Here is a 20,091-nt window from a genome sequence, read left to right as displayed (position 1 = left end):
GCTTTGACGGCTTCTGGAACCCGCTCGATCCAACATCCTGCAAGCCTCGTGAGAAGCGGGCGAGGCAAGCGCGAGGCTGGAACTGCCCTCAGCCGGACGTGCGGTCTGTTTTCTCGGCCAGGTAGGCGATTGCTGCGCTGCAGCCGCCAGAACCGTGCGGGATTCCCAGCGCAGCCAAGCCCATCTCGATGACGCCCAGGGTCCCAAGCAGGGTGGGCGCGTTGATATGGCCCATGTGCCCGATCCGGAAGCCACGGCCAGAGGCCGGGCCGATTGCGATCCCGAGCACAACGCCGCATACATCCCTGCAGTAATCCAACAGCGGCGTGGCATGCGCCTCATCCATTGCCAGGACTGTCACGGAATCCGAGCGCTGGTCCGGCTGCAAGATATTGAAATCGATCGCGCCGCCCTTGGCCCACTCGGCGACTGCCCGGCGGGTGGCTTCGGCCAAAAGGCGATGTCGTTGATGAACATCGTCCAGGCCCTCGCTGAGGATCAGGTCGAGCGCCTTGCGGAAGCCGAACATGAGGTGCTCCGGACAGGTGCCGCAATATTTCTGATAATGCTCCGGACCGTCTCGGAAGCTCCAATCCCAATAGAAGGTCCGAAGGTCGGCCTTGGGATGCACCTGCTTGGCCCTCGGGCCGGCAGCCACGAAGCTCAGGCCCGGCGTCATCATCAGGCCTTTTTGCGAGGCCGCAACGGCGACGTCGACCCCCCACTCGTCCATCTCGAACGGAATTGCTCCCAGCGATGCGATGAGGTCCACCATCAACAGCGCGCCATGCTTGGCCTCGTCCACGGCACGGCGGATCGCCGGGATATCGTTGAGCGCACCCGACGCGGTGTCGACCTGTGTCAGTAGAACGGCCTTGACCCGGCCCTCGCGGTCATTTCTCAGAAAAGCCTGCAATTGGTCTGGGTCCGCAGCCCGCCTCCAGCCGCCTGGAAGAATGATGACATCGATTCCAAGGCGCTTGGCCATTTCGGCCCAGCCAAGGGCGAACAGACCCGACTCGAGCACGACAACCCGGTCGCCGCGCGACAAGGTGTTGGTGAGGGCAGACTCCCAAGCGCCATGGCCGTTGGCCGCGTAGATGTAGGTATCGCCGGCGGTTCGGAACACGGTGCGAAGATCGCGCAGGCACGACATGGTCACTTCGACCAGCGGGCCCGAGTAGATGTCGACCGCCGGCCGGTGCATGGCGCCCAGGACTTCATCCGGAACCGTCGTCGGACCCGGGATCATCAAGAATTCCCGACCACCTCGAAGTGACATGCTCATAATCCTCTCAGACACCTTGATTGGGGCAGGTTAAGCTCAGGTTTGACCCATCTGTGTCAACGCCATGCGGGATGTCACACAGCCTTCTGCGGAACGCGCCGGCTGATCAGTCCTGCAATCGATGTGATCATCGCCGTGATGATCAAATAGACGAGCGCTACGGTCAGCAGGGGCTCGTACACGAGGAACGTGTGCGTGCGCACCTGGTTCGCCGCACCCACGAGATCCACCACAGCGACGGTTGAGGCCAGGGCGGTCGACTTCAGCAGCAGAACGGTGTCTCCGACGAGGGTCGGGAGCAACATTCGCAACGCCGAGGGCAGCCAGATGCGGCGGAACATCAGCCCCGACGACATTCCGAATGCGCGGGCCGCTTCCAGCTGACCCTTGGCGACGGACAGCAGGCCGCCCCGCAGCAGCTCGCCTTCATAAGCTGCCACGCTGATCGCCAGGGACACGACCACATACCAGAAACCGTCGCGCAGATAGGGCCAGAAAATGCTTGTGCGGACTTCCGGAGTGGCGGCGAGGAGCGTGCCGACGCCGTAGTAGAGAATGTAGATCTGCACCAGGAGGGGGGTGCCACGAATAACCGTCGTGAACGTGCCACTGAGGTAGTACAGGATCGGATTGGGAGAGATCCGGGCGACTGCCACGGGGATTGCCAGGGCAAAGCCGAACAGCGCCCCGAGAACCAGAAGAAGAAGCGTTCGCCACAGTCCGCCGAGGAGGATTGGCCAGAATTCGCTCACCCAAGAGAAGTCCATGTCGGCTTCCTCAAATCGCCTGCTGCGTTCGGCGGAAACGCCGCTCGACCGATTGGAACAGAAGGTTGGAGGCCAAGGTCATGACGAGATACATCAGACCTGCCACGCAGTAGAAGGTGAAGTACATCCTCGTGGAGGCGGCCGCAGACTTGGCGCTGGACAGCAATTCGCTGAACCCGATCACGCTGATGAGGCTCGTCTCCTTGATCAGCACGACCCAGAGGTTGGCGAGTCCCGGGAGAGCCACCGGCAGCATGGCAGGCAGAATGATGCGCCTGAGGAACAGCCAAGGCGTGAACGCGAAAGCCCGTCCTGCCTCAAGTTGCCCGGTGGGAATTGCAAGGATTGCGCCACGGAAGATTTCGCCGGCATATGCGCCCTGCACGATGCCGAGCACCGCGACGGCCGTCGCAAAGCCGTTGATTTCAACGAGTCCAAAACCCAGCGCCGCTAGGAATGCGCTCAAGCCGGAAGAGCCCGCATAATAGAGAAGGATGATGAGCAGCAGCTCGGGGATGGCGCGAAAGACCGTCGTATAGGCGCTGGCGACCGCGCGCGTGGCCGGGCCGCCCCAGAGCTTTGCCACGGCGGAGGTCATGCCGAGCAGCAGGCCGACCAGAAACGATCCGGCGGCGATCTGCACGGTGAGCAGGGCTCCCTGGAGGAGCACGCCCTTCCAGCTGGAAACAGTGCTGATGAGCGGTTCAAACAATGCGCCAGGGCCCATGCGCCACCTGATCGACGATGCCGTTGTATCTGGTCATGACTGATGCGCCTGTGCGGGACCCGGCCCCGAAGAGCCGGATCCCAGGATCGGCTTAGCGGGGAGAGACGTCGACCTTGAAGTACTTCTTCTGGATCTTATCGTACTCGCCGCTTGCGACCATGTTGCTCAGGACAGCGTTCATTTTGTCGCGAAGAGGATCGCCCTTGCGGAACGCGGCGCCGACACCGCCGCCGAGGAGCGGATCCTTCGGAGCTTCGGCCTTGATTTCGTAGGGCTTGCCCTCGGGAGTCTTCAGGAACTCCTCCATGGCGAGCGCATCGGAGATCATCAGGTCAAGGCGTCCGGCCAGGAGGTCCGACGTGACTTCGTCCTGGCGCGGGAAGATCTTGATTTCGGCGCTGTCGCCGAAGCGGGCTTGGGCATAGGCGGCATGAACCGAGCCACTGATGACGCCGATGATCTTGCCCTTGAGGCTTTCCTTGGTCGGCTGAACCGGCGCGCCCTTCGGCCCCACGAACACGACGCGGGTGTCGTAGTAGGGATTGCTGAAGTCCACGCGCTTCTTGCGCTCCTCAGTGATCGTCATGTTGTTGTAGATCATGTCGATCTTGTTGTTATTCAGGGCGGAGATCAGGCCATCCCAGGTGATCTCGACCAGTTGGCACTTCACCTTCATGCCTTCGCAGAACGAAGCGAGCAGGTCGGGCTCAAAGCCGAAGCGGCTGCCGTCGGCTTTCTTGTCGGTGAAGGGCGGGAAGGGACCGGGATCGAGGCCGACCCGGACGACGTCCTGGGCCGAAACCGCGGCGGTGCTGAGCACGATGGCCAGCAGGCCTCCCGAAATCTGCGACATCAATCTAAAGGCTTTCATTGTTTCCTCCCGATACCGCCGCCTGCTTGCAGCTTGAATTCATCGCCTGCTCGCCATCAGGCAAGAGCATGCTGGGCAGAGACGAACTGGCGGCACCGTTCGCTCTGGGGATTGTGGAAGACTTTCGCCGGTGGACCTTCCTCCTCCACGATCCCTTTGTGCAGGAAGGCCACATGGCTCGACACCTGGCGGGCGAAGCTCATTTCGTGAGTGACAAGGATCATCGTGCGTCCTTCATCCGCGAGGTCACGAATGACCTTCAGCACCTCCCCGACCAATTCGGGATCCAATGCCGACGTGGGCTCGTCGAACAGCATGACCCGCGGATTGATGGCTAGGGCTCGGGCGATGGCAGCCCGCTGCTGCTGGCCGCCCGACAGAAATGCAGGATAGACGTCGCGCTTCTCGTAAAGCCCGACCTTCGCGAGCAACTGCTTGGCGAACTCCACCGCTTCAGCGCGCGCAACACCGTGCACGAAGAGCGGAGCCTCGATGATGTTCTCGAGAACCGTCATGTGGTTCCAGAGATTAAAGCTCTGGAACACCATTCCGAGCCGCATTCGGATCCCGCGTACCTTGTGAGAATCCAGCCGTGGCGGGCGACCTCCTCTGGACGGCGTGAACCGAATCTCCTCAGCGCCGACGCTGAGCGTGCCCGCATCCGGGACCTCGAGAAGATTGATGCAGCGCAGGAGGGTGCTTTTGCCGGAGCCGCTCGACCCGATCAGCGTCACCACATCACCCTCGCGGGCTTCGAGCGAGATGCCTTTCAGAACTTCTAACTGACCGAAGCTCTTGTGAAGACCGGTGATCTTCACAGCGCATGCGCGATGCGTAGCGTCGTCAGGTGAAACTCGCATCATCCCCGTCGTGCTCCAGAATACAGAGAGTCCTCTAAGGCAGACGTGCATCGGTTGATGCGGTGTCGTCCAAGGCTCAAGCCGGCACCCAGAAATTTATTCTTCATATCGCGGTGGCTTGCAACTTTTTTGTTCAAAAAAATATCCATCATGTTCAAAATACGATCCAGACCCCGCCGGTGGTGCCTTGAGCGTCGGAACCGGCCGACCTGATGCAGCTCAATAACTCAGGGCCCGGGCCGCCTCGATGGCCAGAGGCGCGAAGCGTTTGCGGAAATCATCCACCGTCCACTCGCTGAGCGAGCCGGCGATATGCACCGCTGCAACGGGCTGACGTCGATCGTCGAGCACGGCGGCAGACAGAACAACCTCGCCGAGCAGGCTTTCCTCGACCGCATAGGCATATCCCTCGCGGCGGGCTTCCCGCACCTTGTCCCAGATCTTGTCCAGGTCGGTGATCGTTTTGGGCGTCAGCGCTTTGCGCTCTGAGCGGCGAAGAATGTCGTCGATAGCAGCGTCGTCCAGATGCGCCAGCATCGAGCGTCCGCCTGACGAGCAGAAGGTTGGGATTCGCCGGCCCGCAAGAGTGGCAAAGAACGTCTCGCGCTTGCTCTGCAGCCGGATGGCGTAAAGAATGGAGAGGTCGTCAAAGAGACTGAAATCGACGCGCTCACCGGAGTTCTTGCGGAGCTCGATCAGGATTGGCGTGGCTCGCTCGATCAAGGGATTGGACCGGAGATAGTCAAAGGCACGATCGAGAAGGCGTCTGCCGGGCAGCAATCCGCCGTCGGACGAGCGCTCAAGGTATCCGAGGCTCAACAGGGTTTGGGCCGCGCGCTGAGCGGCGCTTTTCGTGATCCGGGCGCTTGCGGCGATTTCGCTCAAAGACATAGGCCTGGCATCGCGCCCGAACGCTTCGAGAACATAAAGGGCTCGCGCAACGGATTGCAGAAAAAGGCGATCATCGACCTCAAGAAGCTGGTCGCCGCCATTCCTAGGGCTCTTGGCCTTCTTGCCGGACAGAGTGTCGCTGGTCATCGATGAATCCTGCAGCCTGGTCCCGTTGACGAAACATATACGAGTAAGTAGGCGTGAGCCCGTTCCCCGCGCCCGCTGATCTGCTTGACCGGGCCGATGGAACGCTCCTGGCAGGCCAGAATGTTGAGATCGGTCTGGGGGACGTCCGTACCGACGCCCAGGGCGTTGACGTTGACCAGAATATCGAAGCCGCCGCTCCGGGCCGCATCAAGGAGATCGTCGCGCTTGATCTTGCGCCCGACCGCCTCGCCCTCCTTGAGCCCCTCTTCGGCGCCGTTGCGCCAGACGCGGATTTCGCCGGCCACGACAAAGGCGACGCGGGGTTTCTCCCCTTCCCTCTCATGACCGCAAGGCAGGCTCTCTCGGGCCAGATATCCGGAGAGCTCCCGGGCGAACTCGACGCTGTCGCAGTGGATCATCGCAAGGGTCGCTTCGGCCGCGCGCTTCGCCCAGATCCTGGCAACAGCCGCGACGATGAGAGCGGCGATGGCTTTGTCGCCCTCGCTGGCTCCCTCTTTGAAGAAGCGGGAGAACGCCTGCTGGGATGCCTGGTCGACGGACTTGTTCTCGGCGAGCAGCGCCAGGAATGCGCTTTCGATCAGCCGGACGGCGTCCGTGCCGAGATGGGCCTCGAACTCCCCTGTCGCCATGTCGAACCTGGTCGGAACCGTGCGTCCGGTCGCCAGGACCTCGTCATAGGTCGCGACATCGATCAGATCATGCTCGATGCTCGCCCCGAAGGCATCCAGCGGGTCCTTCCCGTCGGTTCTGAACGGGGTGGCCGTGAGGACGATTCCGGAGCCGCCGGCATGCGCGATGCGGGAGAGAACCCGGGCGAGCTCCTCGGCCGCAGCCTTGTGGCCCTCGTCGATAAGGACCACCCCTCCCCTCCTCCCGAACCGGTCGAGCGCGCGGAGGAAGTCCTCGTCATCGAGCTTGTTGACGAGGGACATGTTCGTGGCGGGAATGACATCCGCATCGAGGGAGTTTCGGACCATCGGCCCGTCGCCAATGGTCTCGTTCCTGGCGACAAAGAACGCGGTCTTTGCGCCCTGCACTCTGGGGACGGTCTGGAACTGAGCAAAGTTCTGGCGCAGCAGGGAGACGTCGGGATGCAGGACGAGGATGGGCTTGCCGAGGTCGATGGCATCCTCCGCGGCCCCGGCCGCCAGAAGGCTCTTGCCGCTGCCGGTGGGCGCCAGCACGGCCCCGGAGCGCCCTCTCCGGATGGCATCCCGCACGGATGCCGCGATCCTGGCCTGATAGGGCTCGGCCTGCTTGTCACCGATCCGCCGGGCGTGACCAGCGGTCGGAGGGTCGAGCACGGGATCAGCAGGTTTGGAGTTCGGCCGCATCGATCAAAAAGCGCTGGATGAGGGGAAGGACGCAAAAGGGGCGGACCTGTCGTGGGCTGGGATTTCTCAAATCAAACCGCGGCCTGCCGATTGCCGTCATTATACCCCGGAGGGTTGCGCTGGGCAGCGCTTATTGTCACGTTGCGTCTCCCGACTGATGCCGACGCGAGATGACCTCGGAATGCCGAGACGGAGGATTCCGCCCGTGTGCAATCTCTATAGCTCCTATGCGACCCAGGCCGCGATGCGGCAGGCGTTCAGCGTGAGCCGCGACAGCGCAGGCAATGTCCCTCCCCTGTCGGCGATCTTCCCGGACCAGATGGCGCCGATCGTCCGAACCCATGAGGGCGAGCGTGAGATGATCCGGATGCGCTGGGGGTTTCCCCCTCCCCCAAAGGTCGGCAATCATCCGGTGACGAATGTGCGCAATGTCGGCTCTCCGTTCTGGAGGGCCTGGCTGAAACCGCAGTACCGCGCCCTTGTACCTTTGACCTCATTCTCAGAGTACAAGGATACCCGCCCGAGAAAGACACCGATTTGGTTCGCCCTGAATGACGAGCGCCCCCTCGCCGCCTTTGCAGGCATTTGGCGACCGTGGACCGGCGTACGTGGAACGAAAGCTGATCCTGTTGAAGGTGAACACCTGCTCTATTCGTTTCTTACGTGTGAGCCGAATGTCGTGGTGGGACCGATTCATCCCAAGGCGATGCCGGTGATCCTGACCACGCCCGAAGAATACGACATCTGGCTCAACGCCCCCACTGAAGAGGCCCTGAAACTTCAGAGACCTCTTCCTGATGAGACGCTTCGGATTGTGGCGGAAGGAGAAAAGTCGGACAGGCCGACGGCACTTAGCCAAACTCTGTAGCAGCAGACTGCTCGGACCGGCGCAGGGCCACATCCGCACAGGAGCATTCGTAGGCGTTGCAGCGAAGTTGGCTTGGGATCAGGCCCTGTGTACGGACCCCAGTATGAGCGGCTCACCACATACTGAACACACCACGGTCGGGGTCGTGACTTTACCGCAGGTCATGTGCCGCAGCCGAAGCGGAGGATCACCGTCTGCGAGCCATCGGTCGCCCCATCGCATCATGGCGGCGATTACTGGAAAGAAGTCGCGCCCTTTTTCGGTCAGCAGGTATTCATAGCGGGGAGGTCGCTCATGATACTGCCGCCGCTCCATCATGCCCTCCTCAACCAATCGTTCCAATCGCTGAGTAAGGGTATTCCGGCCCAAGCTCAGGCTCTCATGAAACTCGTCAAAGCGGGTGATGCCGCGCATGGCATCGCGCAAGATCAGGGGCGTCCACCAGTCCCCGAGCAAATCGGTCACGCGGGCAACGGAACAGTTCCAGTCGGCAAAGCGGGTTCGTTTCATGGCAGCGGGACAGTTGCACAAGTGAACTGACTTGTGCAATAGCAAGTGAGTTCGTTTGATGAACTGACCAGGAGAGATCATGCCGCTCATAGACATCCGCTACACGGAAGGAGGCCTTGATGACGCTCAGATGGCCCGGATTGCCGACCGGATCACCGCGGTGGCTCTTGAGGCTGAGGGGTTGCCAGACAACGCCGCCTCACGTGCCATCAGTGTCGTCACCTGACTGAGTCATGGCCGTGTGTTCGTCGCCGGGCAGGTAACGCATCTGCCTCGCTTCATGGTTACGATCTATGCATTTGCGGAGGTCATGGACCAAGAGACCAAGGGGCAGGTTGTGCAAAAGGTGACAGACTCCTTCCGGGCCGAATGTCCGTTGTGTGATGAACGCAAGGGAGCCAACGTCTGGTGCATCATCAACGAGCTGCCCCCCTTCGGATTTGCTGTGGGAGGTGTCGTGGTCTCGCTCGAGCAAGTGCGTATAATGACCCAGCAGCGCTGAGCCACAGGCTCCGATCCATGAGCGTCACCGCTGGTTTGACGCTCATGGAGCTCAATCATCTCAGACTCAGATCAGAACCGCCTTAAGAACCGGATGAACCCGCGGTACTCCCAATCAAAAAGAAACCCCACCAGAGGGTATCGATGGGGCAAGTTCGAAGGAGATCGGGAGGAAACCTTGTTAGCTTAGCAAGGCTCTGAAACAAGTCGGTGCGAAAACGCACAAAGCCACGCCGTTGCTTCAGCCAGTTTCGAAGCGATCCGTTCCGGTCTCAGGGCGCTATCAGCTTAACATTCGAAGGCTGCAGGCCGGACCGTACAGGGCAAGACTTGTCAGCCAATTTAGAACGCACGACAGCAAATCGGCGATCTTCCATCTTTGGACGGATTGGGGCGTCAACATTGTGCTGACGGTGAGGCACTGCGAATTCGCACGGGAAAGCCGGCCCCACCGAGGCAAAGGAGGAAGTCTTCTCTGAGGCTATGGACGAACGTGACGAGCACGTACCGTCCTCGATGCCTATGTACAGGCATGAATGAAGCCGGGCCAGCCCCTGTCGCTGAGGCGGCCTAAGCACAACTCTTGTCCACCCTCCATATGTCAAGCGAGATCCCTGATAACCATCGGTTAACCATGTTGGTGCAACGATGGCCTTGCTGATCCGGCTCATTGGTCGGCACACTCCTACAAGGCAGCCGAGGCGCGGATGTACCGCCTCGTTCTGCTTTGGGGAGGCGATTGCTTCAGTAACTGTTCACTAACCACGATTTCAGAAGCACTTAATCCTTTTCGAGGCGAGCGGCGTTTCCCTTGTGCCTGAACGGAAGGAGACGTTCCTTGAACATCTCTAATCCAATCTCTGGGACCAGGTCACAATTGACCTGACGGACAAAAAGCGTCGCTGTAGGAGTTAGCTCGGACCCGATCCTTGTTAGATCTCCAGACCAGTATCTTGTTTCCATTCTAGCCTGGGTTTGACTTATGAAAATCCGATGGACACTGACTCACAAGGCTTCTCCCAGTGCTCAACCCACTCCTGACTTTACAGCCTTTGATGGCGATAGGGTTGTCGGGCGTGTCTACCAGATTGAGGATGGACCCGACCGAGGATTGTGGCTCTGGGCAATGATGGCGGCACAGCCGGACACACCGTTCCCCCTCCTGACGAACGGTCGAGCGGCAGAGGGCGGCAAGGCCGGGCGGCGAGTCATTGAGGCGTACCAGGCATCGCTCATGAGGTAACGTGGGCATATGGAAGTAGGCCTAAACCCAAGGTTACAACGCTACGCTCCGGCCCGTCCTCCTGGTTCGAAACACAAAAAGTCAGCTCTACGTGCACTTCCATTGGACCGTGTTGTACGGGCCGGGCAGGCGTGCATTTTGCCTATCCACGCTGGCTTACCCCCCTGGAAAGTGATCCCCCCTGAAGTGTGGGCTTTTGAGCCGATGGACCCGCCCTAGTATGTGGTCCACGGTCTCACCTTTCCGGGAGGAGACCACATTGAAACTGATACTGGAACGCTCCCTGCCAGTGATCAGCCAAATCCGCAGAACTCCCCATTCGAGGTCGATCGGCTTGCATCATGCTCGATAAGTCGGAAGGCTGGCCACGTCGCCTTGATGCCCTTCCCTTCTGGTCAAGCCTGACCTCAGTTCCATATCCAGCATACCCATTTCAGCACGAGGTGTTTTGTATGTCCGTCGATTTGAACCAACGCCCGGCAGGTCTTCGCTCGAAAGTTTCGGGAGTTGCTTTGAGTGCGGCGGTTCGCCTGCACCTCGGCAAGCAGCTTATGGCTTACTACGGGGATCCTACGAGCGACAAACTTCCCCGGGATCTGGCCCGACTGACGGAGCGCGTCGCTCAGGTCATTCGGGCCCACACCGAGCCTGTTGATCCGGCGTTCATAGATGGGGTGATGGAGGTACTCCCGAACCTTCGGGCTTTTGCAATTTCGCTCACAAAGAACGTGGAAGCGGCCGAGGACCTGGTGCAGGACACAGTTCTCAAATCTCTCAGCAAACGGGAGATGTACCAGTCAGGGACCAATCTTCAGGCATGGCTCTTTACGATCCTGCGAAACGGGTTCTTCTCCGTACATCGCAAGGTCAAGCGTGAGGTCCAGGACGATGAGGGGATCTATGCGGCCGAGTTGATCACAATCCCCGATCAAGAGGATAAGCTCGCCATCCAGGATTTAACTGCGGCGCTGGACGAGTTGCCGATCGAGCAACGTGACGCAATCATGCTGGTCGGGGCCGATGGCCTCTCATACGAGGAGGCTGCGGAGGCCCTTGGGGTCAAGGTCGGTACCATCAAGAGCCGGGTGAACAGGGCTCGGAACCGCTTGGCAGAGCTTATGGGTGCAGAACTGGATGATCTCGGCGGACGGCGCAATTCCCAGATCTGACTTTCAGTCGGCCGCTGTGACGGGAAATGTTCGGTGTTGCCGCTGAGCATTTCGCGCTCGGCTTGATTGTGGGCCTTCTTATCTGTCTAGGCTCGGTCAGCTTGTATGCCGTCCTGGCATGGATCTTGGGCTGGCCCAAGCTACGGTGGGATGACACCTGTGCCATCTTCTACCTTCTGCCGTGACCATAGCCCTCAGGCCAAATCACGCAATTCTGGTGGCGTTTGCTACCGAATGCCGGGAAATTGCTTCGAAACAGGATCAGATGTGTTAGGGGAGCGCGGAACCCTGATGAATGGAGCTTTCATTGACCGATCAACTGCCCACCCCGGCCTCTTCGAACTTCGTTGAGCTGGCAGCCGAGATCGTATCTGCCTACGTTCAGACCAATGCCGTTCCCTCTAGCGAGCTTCCTGCCCTGATTGGTTCGGTATATGGAGCCCTTGCTGGGCTGGCTTCACCTCAGCGGAAGGCTCAGGAAGTGAAGTTGACTCCCGCGGTGTCGATCAAGAAGTCGGTGCAGCCGGACTACCTGATCAGCCTTGAGGATGGAAAACACTACAAGACCCTGAAACGTCATCTGACAGGGCTAAACCTGACCCCGGATGGCTACAGGGCGAAGTGGGGCCTCCCGGCGGACTACCCGATGGTTGCGCCGAGTTATGCGGCCCATCGTTCGGAGCTGGCGAAGACCCTTGGCTTGGGGCGTAAGCCTGCGGCCCAAGCTGAAACTAAGCTCGAGGCGCCCAAGGGTCGAAAGCGGGTCTCCAAGAAGGCTGCCTGATCAAAGTTTGCTTGTGGGACTGAAAGTAGTTTGTTGGTGGATCATCGACCCGATGCACCGGCAGGCGCTTAGCGGTCCCACCTTTCCTTTAGGCTTTGTCGCAAGTCCGCACATGGGCTAGGGAAGGGACTGATGTCCGGTCAAAGTTTATTCCGCACGCCCCACTGGAACCAATCGGCAAGCAGAAATTAGGTTAGGCACTCTGACGGATGCGGATGGGTTTCAGACTGCATCACGATCTTTCCTGCCGTCGGTAATGATCGCATGGGCTCGCTATGCCGCTTGAGGATCTAGCCGTGTGATTTAGTACCCCAAGTCAGGGCTCATGCAATGAGATGTTCTGACAGATCTTTTGGGGATTACCTGACCTGCGGGCTGTCTGCGCTCTCCTCATCGCAGGTTGAACCGCAGCGGTACCGAAAGAGTAAACTGTTGTTGCGGCACGGCGTCGGGAACCGCGGGAAGACAGGCCCCAGGCTAGCAGCAGCCGGAGCAACGTGATCGGGAGCAGCGTAACCAGTGCTCTGCACGGGAGGCACCGACGATCCGTCCCCGATCGCTGCACGGTACCGCGAATCGTCGCCACGTCCTCGAGGCCCTGCACCCGTGCCGCCCCGGATACAGATGACGGCTGCACAAGGTTTCGGTCAGTCGCTAGATGAATTTGATTCATCACGCTCGGGTCGGCCAATGAGGCTGCGCCATCCGTGCTCTAGCGCGATGAGGAGGCCCGTTCTTGCAGCGACAAGGGTGGAGAAATAACGGCGACTACATCAGGCTCGTACGACGGGTCGTGATACAGCAAATAGACACCGCAGTTTAGAGCTTCATTGTGTTACGGTGTTCCGCCCTGAACGATCAGTGCCGAAGAAGGGGGAATCTTGCCGTCTACATTGCTGTCCCAGGCCGAGTTGCGGAGCTGTCCCCGCCCAATACTCCGTCGGGGTTCCATGAGACGTGGTCATCGAGAACCGAAGCGTCACTGCAGATGGATCTGAGGGCAAGGGAAAGGGATTTATCCTACACTCAACGTAGGTCAGGAAGGGTGCTGATGCCGTCCAGGATTGAGGACTACGGCCTGCTCGGAGATTGTGAGACAGCCGCGCTTGTGAGCCGGAACGGCTCCATTGACTGGCTCTGCTGGCCACGGTTTGACTCGCCGGCCTGCTTCGCCGCCCTCCTTGGCGAGCCGGAGAACGGCCGCTGGCTGATCGGCCCCGTAGATGCTGACGCAACGATCAGTCGCTCCTACCGGCCAGGTACACTGGTGTTGGAGACCCGCTTCGAAACAGCCGACGGAGCTGTTACGCTCGTCGACTTCATGCCGCCGCGCAGTGGGAATTCGGACGTCGTGCGGATTGTCAAGGGGGAGCGCGGCTGTGTTCGCATGCAGACCGAACTGATTATCCGCTTCGATTACGGCAGCACGGTCCCATGGGTCCGGCGCCTTAATGACGGCCGCCTCAGTATGGTGGCGGGGCCCGATAGGCTGGTCCTGCGGACGTCCGGCGTGGAGTTGCATGGGGAGGGCCTAACGACGGTTGGGGACTTTGCACTTAATGCCGGGGAGATTGTTACCTTTGACCTCACCCACGGCCCTTCGTATCGCCCGCTGCCGCCATCCATCGATCCATTCAAAGCCCTTGAGAGCACGGAGCAATTCTGGCGCGACTGGTCGAGCCAGTTCAGCTATTCAGGACCGTACACCGAGTTGGTACAGCGCTCGCTCATTGCGCTCAAAGCGCTCACCTATCGTCATACTGGTGGGATTATTGCGGCTCCGACAACATCCCTGCCCGAGAGGCTGGGCGGGCAGCGCAACTGGGATTACCGCTTTTGCTGGCTCCGGGACAGTGCGTTCACCCTCCTAGCCCTGCTCGACGCCGGGTTCGTCGAGGAGGCGGGTGATTGGCGTGACTGGCTCCTACGAGCCGCTGCGGGCAGCCCGTCGCAGTTGCAGATCATGTACGGTCTCGCCGGGGAGCGGCGCCTGCCCGAATGGCGTGTACCATGGCTCCCCGGCTACGAAGGTGCAGCGCCTGTCCGGATCGGCAACGCCGCTGCCGATCAGCTCCAGCTCGATGTCTTTGGTGAGGTCATGGACGTGCTGTTCCAGGCCCGGTGCAGCGGCTTGGAGGGCGATGCCGATGGCTGGGGGCTCGCGCGCGCCATGCTCGCACAGTTGGAAACCTGCTGGCGCGAGCCGGACGAGGGGATCTGGGAGGTCCGCAGCGGACGAAGGCACTTCACCCATTCCAAGCTGATGGCGTGGGTTGCGTTCGACCGGGGCATCCGGGCGGTCGAGAGATTCGGGCTAGAAGGGCCAGTGGAGCGCTGGCGTAGGGTCCGCGACGAGATCCATCGTGAGGTCTGCACCAAGGCCTATGATCCGGACAAGGGTGTCTTTGTGCAGTCGTATGACAGCACAACGCTTGATGCAGCCGTTCTGCAGATGCCGCTCGTGGGCTTTCTGCCTGCGAAGGATCCGCGCATGCTGCGCACGGTCGAAGCCATCCTGCAGGAGCTTTCGCAGGACGGTCTCCTGCTGCGCTATGATACGGGCGCCACGGATGACGGACTGCCGCCGGGAGAAGGGGCTTTCCTGGCCTGCAGCTTCTGGCTGGCCGATAACCTGATCCTGCAGGGTCGGGCCGCGGAGGCCGAGGACCTATTCCGGCATCTAGTGGGCCTCTGCAATGATCTTGGCCTGCTCGCCGAGATGTATGATCCGGCCAATCAACGTCAATTGGGCAACTTTCCGCAGGCCTTCAGCCATGTTGGCCTGATCAACACCGCGATCAATCTCAGTCAGGCACAAAATCGTCCAGTTGGGCAGAGATCCCGGGGCAATCTCGGCTGAAGGAGCCCCGGGATCACAGCTGATGTAGGCTCAGAACCAATTGCGGTTGGCCAGTTCGTTGAACTCATTCTGTGTCAGCAAATTGTTGGAGTCAGCATCTATAGCCATAGGCCCGGTTGTTGTTAAGATGGGCATAGTCGTCGATGACGTCCGTCACCTTCCAGATGCTCGGGCCCGTATCGATATCGTTATCGACCACCTGGGTTGCGCCTGCCCGAAAGTAGGTCAAGACATCCCTCGCCGAATAGGCATCGTCGTCGACGGTGTCCTCGGTGACCGGCACCACGACCCGGTTGAGGGCTAGGCTCACACGGACCTGATCCCACGGAATGAAGGATGTCGCCTATGTCCCACAAGCCGTCGGTCTCGGCAATGCCCCCAAGGATGCGACCGCGCTGGCTGATGATGTTATCGATATCACTAAACTCCTCACTGTTGGCACAATCACCTCGACCTCATTGATGAGCCGCTCCGCGCTCCAGCCGGTCCGATACAGATCGTTGTAGTTCTAGTCGCGCAATCCAATGCTCGGGGCAGCACCAACCAGAACTCCTGGCGCCAACGGCCGGACCGCCTGCGGATAGGGTTGCACTTGGTATCCAACCTGAGCCGCCGCAGAAGAGGCGAGCCCGGCTCCGAGAGTCAGCGCGATTAGGGGTGGTTGAACAAGCCGCTTCAGAAATATGTCGCTCCTCCTGAGCGTTCCTGAATTGGGAACTTTCGTGTTCGCCGCTACCGTATACAGCCACTCCACTTGCTGCAGCCTGCGCACAGAGGAGTAACCGGAGGCATTCCCAACCGTTCGCGCTCGGGGCGAAACGTGGGCGGGGTGCCTGCTCGTGGCCACCCGGGCATCAGGATCAGCGCTGTTCGGGAGTGCCTCCTGGAGGTGCGGAGCAGACTCATCCGCTCGTGGTCTGCTCGCATCCAAAGGTCCCTTGGGCTGCCGACGGCATCTGAGTCGTTTGACTTTGTTCATGCCCGCGGAATCCGCTTGCCCAGGTTGGCCAGCCAGTGCTCCCGAGGCTCCTCCTTGCAGGCGCTGGTCGATAGCCATCAACTCGTTCCTGCGGGCGGTCAGCTGGTCGATGACCTCGGCAAGCTGCCGTTGCACAGTCGTGGACTGCTCCTGTGCCTGCTGCAATTCCACCAGAACCTGATTGCGGCTGGCCGTCATCTCGTCAACAATCCGTGCGGTCTCGGTGCGGCTGCGTTGGAGTTCGGCAAGGCTCTCACGGACAGCAGCGAGGTTGCGCTGGGCCTGTGCCTCGGCCTCGCGTGCTTCCTGCAGCCGCCGTTCGGCAATTCCCATCTCGGCGACCTTGTCGGCAGATGCGGCGGTGAGGCGGCTAAGTTCCTGTCGGGCGTCGGATTCTTCTTGGCGTACCATCACCAGCCGCTCGCCCACGGACGCTAGTTCCTGCGTGCGCATGCCAATGCTCTGCTGAACCGCAGTCAGCTCCTGCCGGGCCTGTTCCACTTGGCTGGCAATGGAGTTGGCCTCGCTTTGCAGCTCCGCCATGCGCACACTGCGAGCCTCAATCTGCGCCTGCAGGTCTGACAGACGCTGCTCGGCCGGCCCAAGCAGGTCCGGTGTCCGGGCCAACGCTGCTTGAACCTGCTCCTGCTGAAGCCGGAGTTGCTCCAGGTTTTGCTGGCCTGTCGTGATCTGCTCCTGCAGGCTAGCGAGTGAGCCTCCCGTCCGGCGCAGCTCCTCCAACTGCGACACCACGGCCGCCCGGCTAGCCTGCAGTTCCTGGATACGCTGAGAAAGTTCCCGCTCCTCTGAGGCGCTCGACGTGAGCGACCAGATCGCCACTATCCAGCCAAGCGCGGCGGCCACAGCCAAGGTGTTAACGCCGATTGGATTTTGACCCACTTTGGGCGGGAGCGCCGATTCAAATCTGACCCACTCTCAGACGGAGTGGAGCATCCCAGCCCTTGTCACATCCGCTCCTTTGGCTTCGCCACCATGCCGGCGCGGCGCTTGTCCTTGAGGCGGTAACTTTCGCCACTGATCTGAACCACCGTCGAGTGGTGCAGCAGCCGATCGAGCATAGCTGCCGTGAGCACCGCCTCCTCGGCAAAGACCTGATCCCAGCTGCCAAAGGTCAGATTGGAGGTCAGGATCATCGAGCCCTTCTCGTAGCGTTTGGCCACGACTTGGAAGAACAGGTTGGCCTGCTCGCGGCTCATCGGCAGGTAGCCGATCTCATCGATGATCAGCAGCTTGTAGACGTTGACCTACGAGGACCCGATCCCGGACCGTGCTATCTGCAGGGCCTCACTCCAGTTCGCCGGGTGGGCCCGTTGGCTCATTAAGTATGTCACGCACCCAGAGCCTCTTGGCCGCGGCGAACATGACGATCGCAGCTTTGTCCTCAAAAGCCCCCGAGGAAGCCGAACAGGAGATAAAAGGCCGTAGTGGCACCGATGATGACCGCCGGCGGGAGATCTAGGGCATGCTGCTGAACAAGCGGCGTGATCAGGCTGCCCTCGATTTTCTGGATCAGGATGTGATGCAAAGACCAGCGGCCCAGGGCGCTGTCGTCGTGTCCTGCGACGGTGACAGTACAACGGCCGGGATCGGGCTGAGGATTGGGCCTAGGAGCGGGACGAACTCCGTAGTGACTGCAGAAAGCTTGCCCTTGCTACCGTACATGCGGCGACTTCCATCAGCATCCCGTTCTTTGTTTGGCGCCTTCGGATATCGCTTGATCAGCCGCAGCACGGAATACTCGGCGACCCGCCTTGCCAGCGAGTGAGAGAGTTCGCAGCGCGGAACCGTAAGGAAACGGGGCCGCACCCTAGCTGCGCCGATTGCGGCTGTAGAGCCACCCGCCGATGAGCACGAGCAAAACAAGAACAACGATCCACCACCAGTCGGTCCAAGCATCGGTCGCGACTGCTGGGGTTTCCGGAGGAGCAGGCGCAACAATTGGACCTGCGCCTGGTGCACCTGGATCGGGTGAAGGCGCCTGTGCGAACGTCAGTGTGGGCGAAAGCCAAGCGAGAATGGCAAGCAGTTCAACAGCCGGTGTTCGCATATTGCATCTCTTCGGCTGCTCGCGAAGCGTCCAATGCATATCGGCCTCCTTCCTTCTTTACGATCCCTCCAGGTCAGCAAAGTTCCAAGAGGCAAACTATTTCAAAGGACGTGGAAAGCAACTTACCAGCGCAAAGCAGGACAACCTGCGCCAGAGGACCAATAGACCAACCAATAACGTAAGTAAGTTCAAGCAAGCTTCTAAGGTATAACCCGCGCGGTAGTACAGCGCTATCGGAAACCGGGAACGGTGCCCGAGGTTCGTTTTTGCTGCAAGGCAGTCCCGATCACGCAGCGCAGCGCTGTAGGAAGGCTTCCGTCGCTGTCGGACATGCATGTCACGCCGCTCCAGGACCCCTCGGCCTCGGCAATCGCCCGGCTTCCAGTCCCAGTGAAGTCATCCTGATTTGCCATCCATCGACCCCCTACTCGTTGGGAGCCGACCTCTCGTCACCGAGCGCGGCTTCAATATAGAGCAGGTTCACGGCAACGAGCCCGACCGCGGTCAAAGGGGCTGCCAGGATAAAACCCGCGGCTCCGAACAGCAGGCCCATCAGAACTTGCATCGCGATCAGCAACGCTCGAGGCAGTTCCGCAGCACGCTGCTGGATCATCGGGGTGAGAAAGTAGCCCTCGGTGTTCTGGAGAATGAGGTAGAGGACGAGAACAATCAGCCCCGTCTGAGTGCCCTCGGCGAAGGCTATCGCCAGAACCGGCACACCGGCAATGATCGGCCCGAGAAAGGGAATGAAGGTGCGGACACCGGTCAGCACGCCAAGACCCAGCCAAAGCTGAATGCCGAGCCCCCACAACATCAGCGATGTCAGCGTGCCCAGTACAGTCATCGAGACAAGTTGCCCGATGAGCCACCAGTGAAGCGTGTAGCCGACTCTTTCGCTGACAAGGGCGTCCTCATTCATTCGCAGCACCGAGTCTGCAAAGCAGACCGGGTAGCTCATTCATCTGCATGACGTCAGTATTACGATGCGAAGAGGACACACCCATCACACGCCTATGCCACCTATAGACATCGGCCGCAGCGACAACTTTGCAATCGCGACCAATCTGGCACCACCTTCAGAAACGTGCACCTCGGAGCGGCCGTGCAGCCAGTTGGAGGCGATGCCCTGCGGCTCCCGCTTTACCCGGTTTCCGGCAGGTCTCGTCGTTTGGGGCGCCAGATTGGCTATTGGTGATTACGACTCCTCCGCCCCGAGATTCAGTATCTCGGCCCCCTCCGAGCCCTGGCGAAGTACCAGATCAGGCCGGCGATGATTATCACGACCAGGATGATCCACCACCAGCTGTAGCCCTCATACCATGCCGCCGGAGGCGCAACCGGCTCGGCTGGAGCGGCCGGTGGCGGTACAACCTGGGCCAGCGTCCAAGATGTCCCGGCAAGCGAGATGATTAAGGCGACTAGAAATGTGAGTGCCTGGCGCATCGTGCCCTCCTCGATTTGCATTTCTCTAACGCTCAGCTGCGGCTAAGGTTCGACCGCTAGCGTGGCGCAGTTGTGGTACACAGCTTTCCACCGCATGTGCCCTGGGCCTGCCTCACATTGGACCGGCCACAGTCGGGCGGAGTGGCCACAGGAGCCGGTTCGACTGCATCGACATCTACAACTTAATGAAACTTGCCATCCGCTCCGTTGTCTCAAACACAAACGCCATCATGCCCGCTGGCCTACCGCTCAAATCGAGCACGGGCGAGTAGTACAGGTTCATCCAGACCGTTTCGGGCTGTCCGTGACGGTAGAGCATCAGCTCCTAGTCCTCATAGCAGAGCGCGCTCCCGGCAAGCCCAACCTTCATGACGTTGTCATTGAAGCGGCGACCTCAGGCCAACCCTCGCGCACCTTGGAGCCCAGGAGTTCCGGATGCAGCCCGCCCGCGAACGCCGAGCAACCGTGATTGTAGTTCATGACGCCGCCCTCTCCCCACAGCATCACAGTAGGCACGGGCGTGCGGAGCAGAATCGAAGTCGCGGCTCTGAGGGTCGGTGGCTAGGTGTCGAGTGGCCCGAGTGGGGTCGCGGACCAGTTCTGAGTGCGATCAGCCGCCTGCACTCGCCGCCATCGAACAGGCCCTCACGAAGGGCTTGGCCTTCGGCGGCGGCCAAGGTGGCTTTCATTGTAAGCGACTCAAAGAAGGCGGCGGGCTAGGCTCAGGACCTATTAATTTGGGCTGAGGTGTGATTCAGAG

General features: G+C 60.4%; 19 protein-coding genes and 1 pseudogene. 7 read left to right on the top strand and 13 right to left on the bottom strand.

Translation table 11 applies throughout. From position 1 onward, the window contains the following. Window positions 1-88: 88 nt before the first annotated feature. The 7 genes from LG661_RS19480 to LG661_RS19450 form a co-directional block, all read right to left on the bottom strand. Window positions 89-1,282: a pyridoxal-phosphate-dependent aminotransferase family protein gene (locus LG661_RS19480; RefSeq protein ID WP_230533594.1), complete on the bottom strand. Its 1,194-nt coding sequence runs from the start codon at window positions 1,280-1,282 to the stop codon at window positions 89-91. Between the two features lie 80 nt (window positions 1,283-1,362). Beyond that, complete coding sequence (locus LG661_RS19475; RefSeq protein ID WP_230533593.1) at window positions 1,363-2,055, bottom strand: ABC transporter permease; 693 nt, start codon at window positions 2,053-2,055, stop codon at window positions 1,363-1,365. 10 nt (window positions 2,056-2,065) lie between these two features. Beyond that, the gene (locus LG661_RS19470; RefSeq protein ID WP_230533592.1) at window positions 2,066-2,782 is read right to left on the bottom strand and encodes an ABC transporter permease; all 717 of its coding nucleotides are present in this window, start codon (window positions 2,780-2,782) and stop codon (window positions 2,066-2,068) included. A 91-nt stretch (window positions 2,783-2,873) separates the two neighbouring features. Continuing rightward, the gene (locus LG661_RS19465) at window positions 2,874-3,653 is read right to left on the bottom strand and encodes a transporter substrate-binding domain-containing protein (RefSeq protein ID WP_230533591.1); all 780 of its coding nucleotides are present in this window, start codon (window positions 3,651-3,653) and stop codon (window positions 2,874-2,876) included. A 56-nt stretch (window positions 3,654-3,709) separates the two neighbouring features. After that, window positions 3,710-4,513, bottom strand: coding sequence for an ABC transporter ATP-binding protein (locus LG661_RS19460; RefSeq protein ID WP_230533590.1), 804 nt, complete (start codon window positions 4,511-4,513; stop codon window positions 3,710-3,712). A gap of 219 nt (window positions 4,514-4,732) precedes the next feature. Further along, window positions 4,733-5,551: an IclR family transcriptional regulator gene (locus LG661_RS19455; RefSeq protein ID WP_230533589.1), complete on the bottom strand. Its 819-nt coding sequence runs from the start codon at window positions 5,549-5,551 to the stop codon at window positions 4,733-4,735. Further along, the gene (locus tag LG661_RS19450; RefSeq protein WP_230533588.1) at window positions 5,548-6,876 is read right to left on the bottom strand and encodes a DEAD/DEAH box helicase; all 1,329 of its coding nucleotides are present in this window, start codon (window positions 6,874-6,876) and stop codon (window positions 5,548-5,550) included. The genes LG661_RS19455 and LG661_RS19450 overlap by 4 nt, the downstream gene beginning before the upstream one ends. 235 nt (window positions 6,877-7,111) lie before the next feature. Between LG661_RS19450 and LG661_RS19445 the strand changes: the two genes are divergently transcribed. Continuing rightward, on the top strand, window positions 7,112-7,774 hold the full coding sequence (locus LG661_RS19445) for an SOS response-associated peptidase (protein ID WP_230533587.1): 663 nt from the start codon (window positions 7,112-7,114) through the stop codon (window positions 7,772-7,774). Window positions 7,775-7,852: 78 nt separating this feature from the next. Here the strand turns inward: LG661_RS19445 and LG661_RS19440 are convergent, their stop codons facing one another. After that, window positions 7,853-8,374 (bottom strand): winged helix-turn-helix transcriptional regulator, encoded by a 522-nt coding sequence (locus LG661_RS19440; protein WP_230533586.1) that lies wholly within the window; start codon window positions 8,372-8,374, stop codon window positions 7,853-7,855. On the opposite strand from LG661_RS19440, the gene LG661_RS19435 reads away from it, so the two are divergent. From LG661_RS19435 to LG661_RS19415, 5 genes are all read left to right on the top strand, one after another. Then, window positions 8,364-8,510 (top strand): tautomerase family protein, encoded by a 147-nt coding sequence (locus LG661_RS19435; RefSeq protein ID WP_230533584.1) that lies wholly within the window; start codon window positions 8,364-8,366, stop codon window positions 8,508-8,510. The two genes, LG661_RS19440 and LG661_RS19435, sit on opposite strands and share 11 nt — an antisense overlap. A gap of 84 nt (window positions 8,511-8,594) precedes the next feature. After that, complete coding sequence (locus LG661_RS19430; RefSeq protein ID WP_230533582.1) at window positions 8,595-8,786, top strand: hypothetical protein; 192 nt, start codon at window positions 8,595-8,597, stop codon at window positions 8,784-8,786. Between the two features lie 1,583 nt (window positions 8,787-10,369). After that, a complete protein-coding gene (locus tag LG661_RS19425) occupies window positions 10,370-11,197 on the top strand; it encodes a sigma-70 family RNA polymerase sigma factor (RefSeq protein WP_230533580.1) in 828 nt (275 codons plus the stop codon). Window positions 11,198-11,492: 295 nt separating this feature from the next. After that, window positions 11,493-11,981 (top strand): MucR family transcriptional regulator, encoded by a 489-nt coding sequence (locus LG661_RS19420; RefSeq protein ID WP_230533579.1) that lies wholly within the window; start codon window positions 11,493-11,495, stop codon window positions 11,979-11,981. 1,051 nt (window positions 11,982-13,032) lie between these two features. Then, on the top strand, window positions 13,033-14,841 hold the full coding sequence (locus LG661_RS19415; protein ID WP_230533578.1) for a glycoside hydrolase family 15 protein: 1,809 nt from the start codon (window positions 13,033-13,035) through the stop codon (window positions 14,839-14,841). A gap of 91 nt (window positions 14,842-14,932) precedes the next feature. On the opposite strand, the gene LG661_RS19410 is transcribed toward LG661_RS19415, so the two are convergent. Next, window positions 14,933-15,151, bottom strand: coding sequence for a hypothetical protein (locus LG661_RS19410; protein ID WP_230533576.1), 219 nt, complete (start codon window positions 15,149-15,151; stop codon window positions 14,933-14,935). Between the two features lie 19 nt (window positions 15,152-15,170). Between LG661_RS19410 and LG661_RS19405 the strand changes: the two genes are divergently transcribed. Continuing rightward, the gene (locus LG661_RS19405; RefSeq protein WP_230533573.1) at window positions 15,171-15,347 is read left to right on the top strand and encodes a hypothetical protein; all 177 of its coding nucleotides are present in this window, start codon (window positions 15,171-15,173) and stop codon (window positions 15,345-15,347) included. A gap of 2 nt (window positions 15,348-15,349) precedes the next feature. On the opposite strand, the gene LG661_RS19400 is transcribed toward LG661_RS19405, so the two are convergent. From LG661_RS19400 to LG661_RS19385, 4 genes and pseudogenes are all read right to left on the bottom strand, one after another. Next, window positions 15,350-16,690 carry a coiled-coil domain-containing protein gene (locus LG661_RS19400; protein WP_230533572.1) on the bottom strand — a complete coding sequence of 447 codons (1,341 nt, stop codon included), beginning with the start codon at window positions 16,688-16,690 and terminating at the stop codon, window positions 15,350-15,352. A gap of 95 nt (window positions 16,691-16,785) precedes the next feature. After that, window positions 16,786-17,073 (bottom strand): annotated as a pseudogene (locus tag LG661_RS19395) (ATP-binding protein); the annotation flags it as partial. Window positions 17,074-18,312: 1,239 nt separating this feature from the next. Further along, complete coding sequence (locus LG661_RS19390) at window positions 18,313-18,846, bottom strand: AI-2E family transporter (protein WP_230533571.1); 534 nt, start codon at window positions 18,844-18,846, stop codon at window positions 18,313-18,315. 260 nt (window positions 18,847-19,106) lie between these two features. Beyond that, window positions 19,107-19,331, bottom strand: coding sequence for a hypothetical protein (locus LG661_RS19385; RefSeq protein ID WP_230533570.1), 225 nt, complete (start codon window positions 19,329-19,331; stop codon window positions 19,107-19,109). Window positions 19,332-20,091 lie beyond the last annotated feature (760 nt).

Origin of the sequence: Microvirga roseola (assembly GCF_020866965.1) — a bacterium.
In the GTDB taxonomy this organism is placed as follows: Bacteria; Pseudomonadota; Alphaproteobacteria; order Rhizobiales; family Beijerinckiaceae; genus Microvirga; species Microvirga roseola.
The sequence above is the reverse complement of the archived record's forward strand: the minus strand, read 5'-3'. Positions and strand labels throughout refer to the sequence as shown.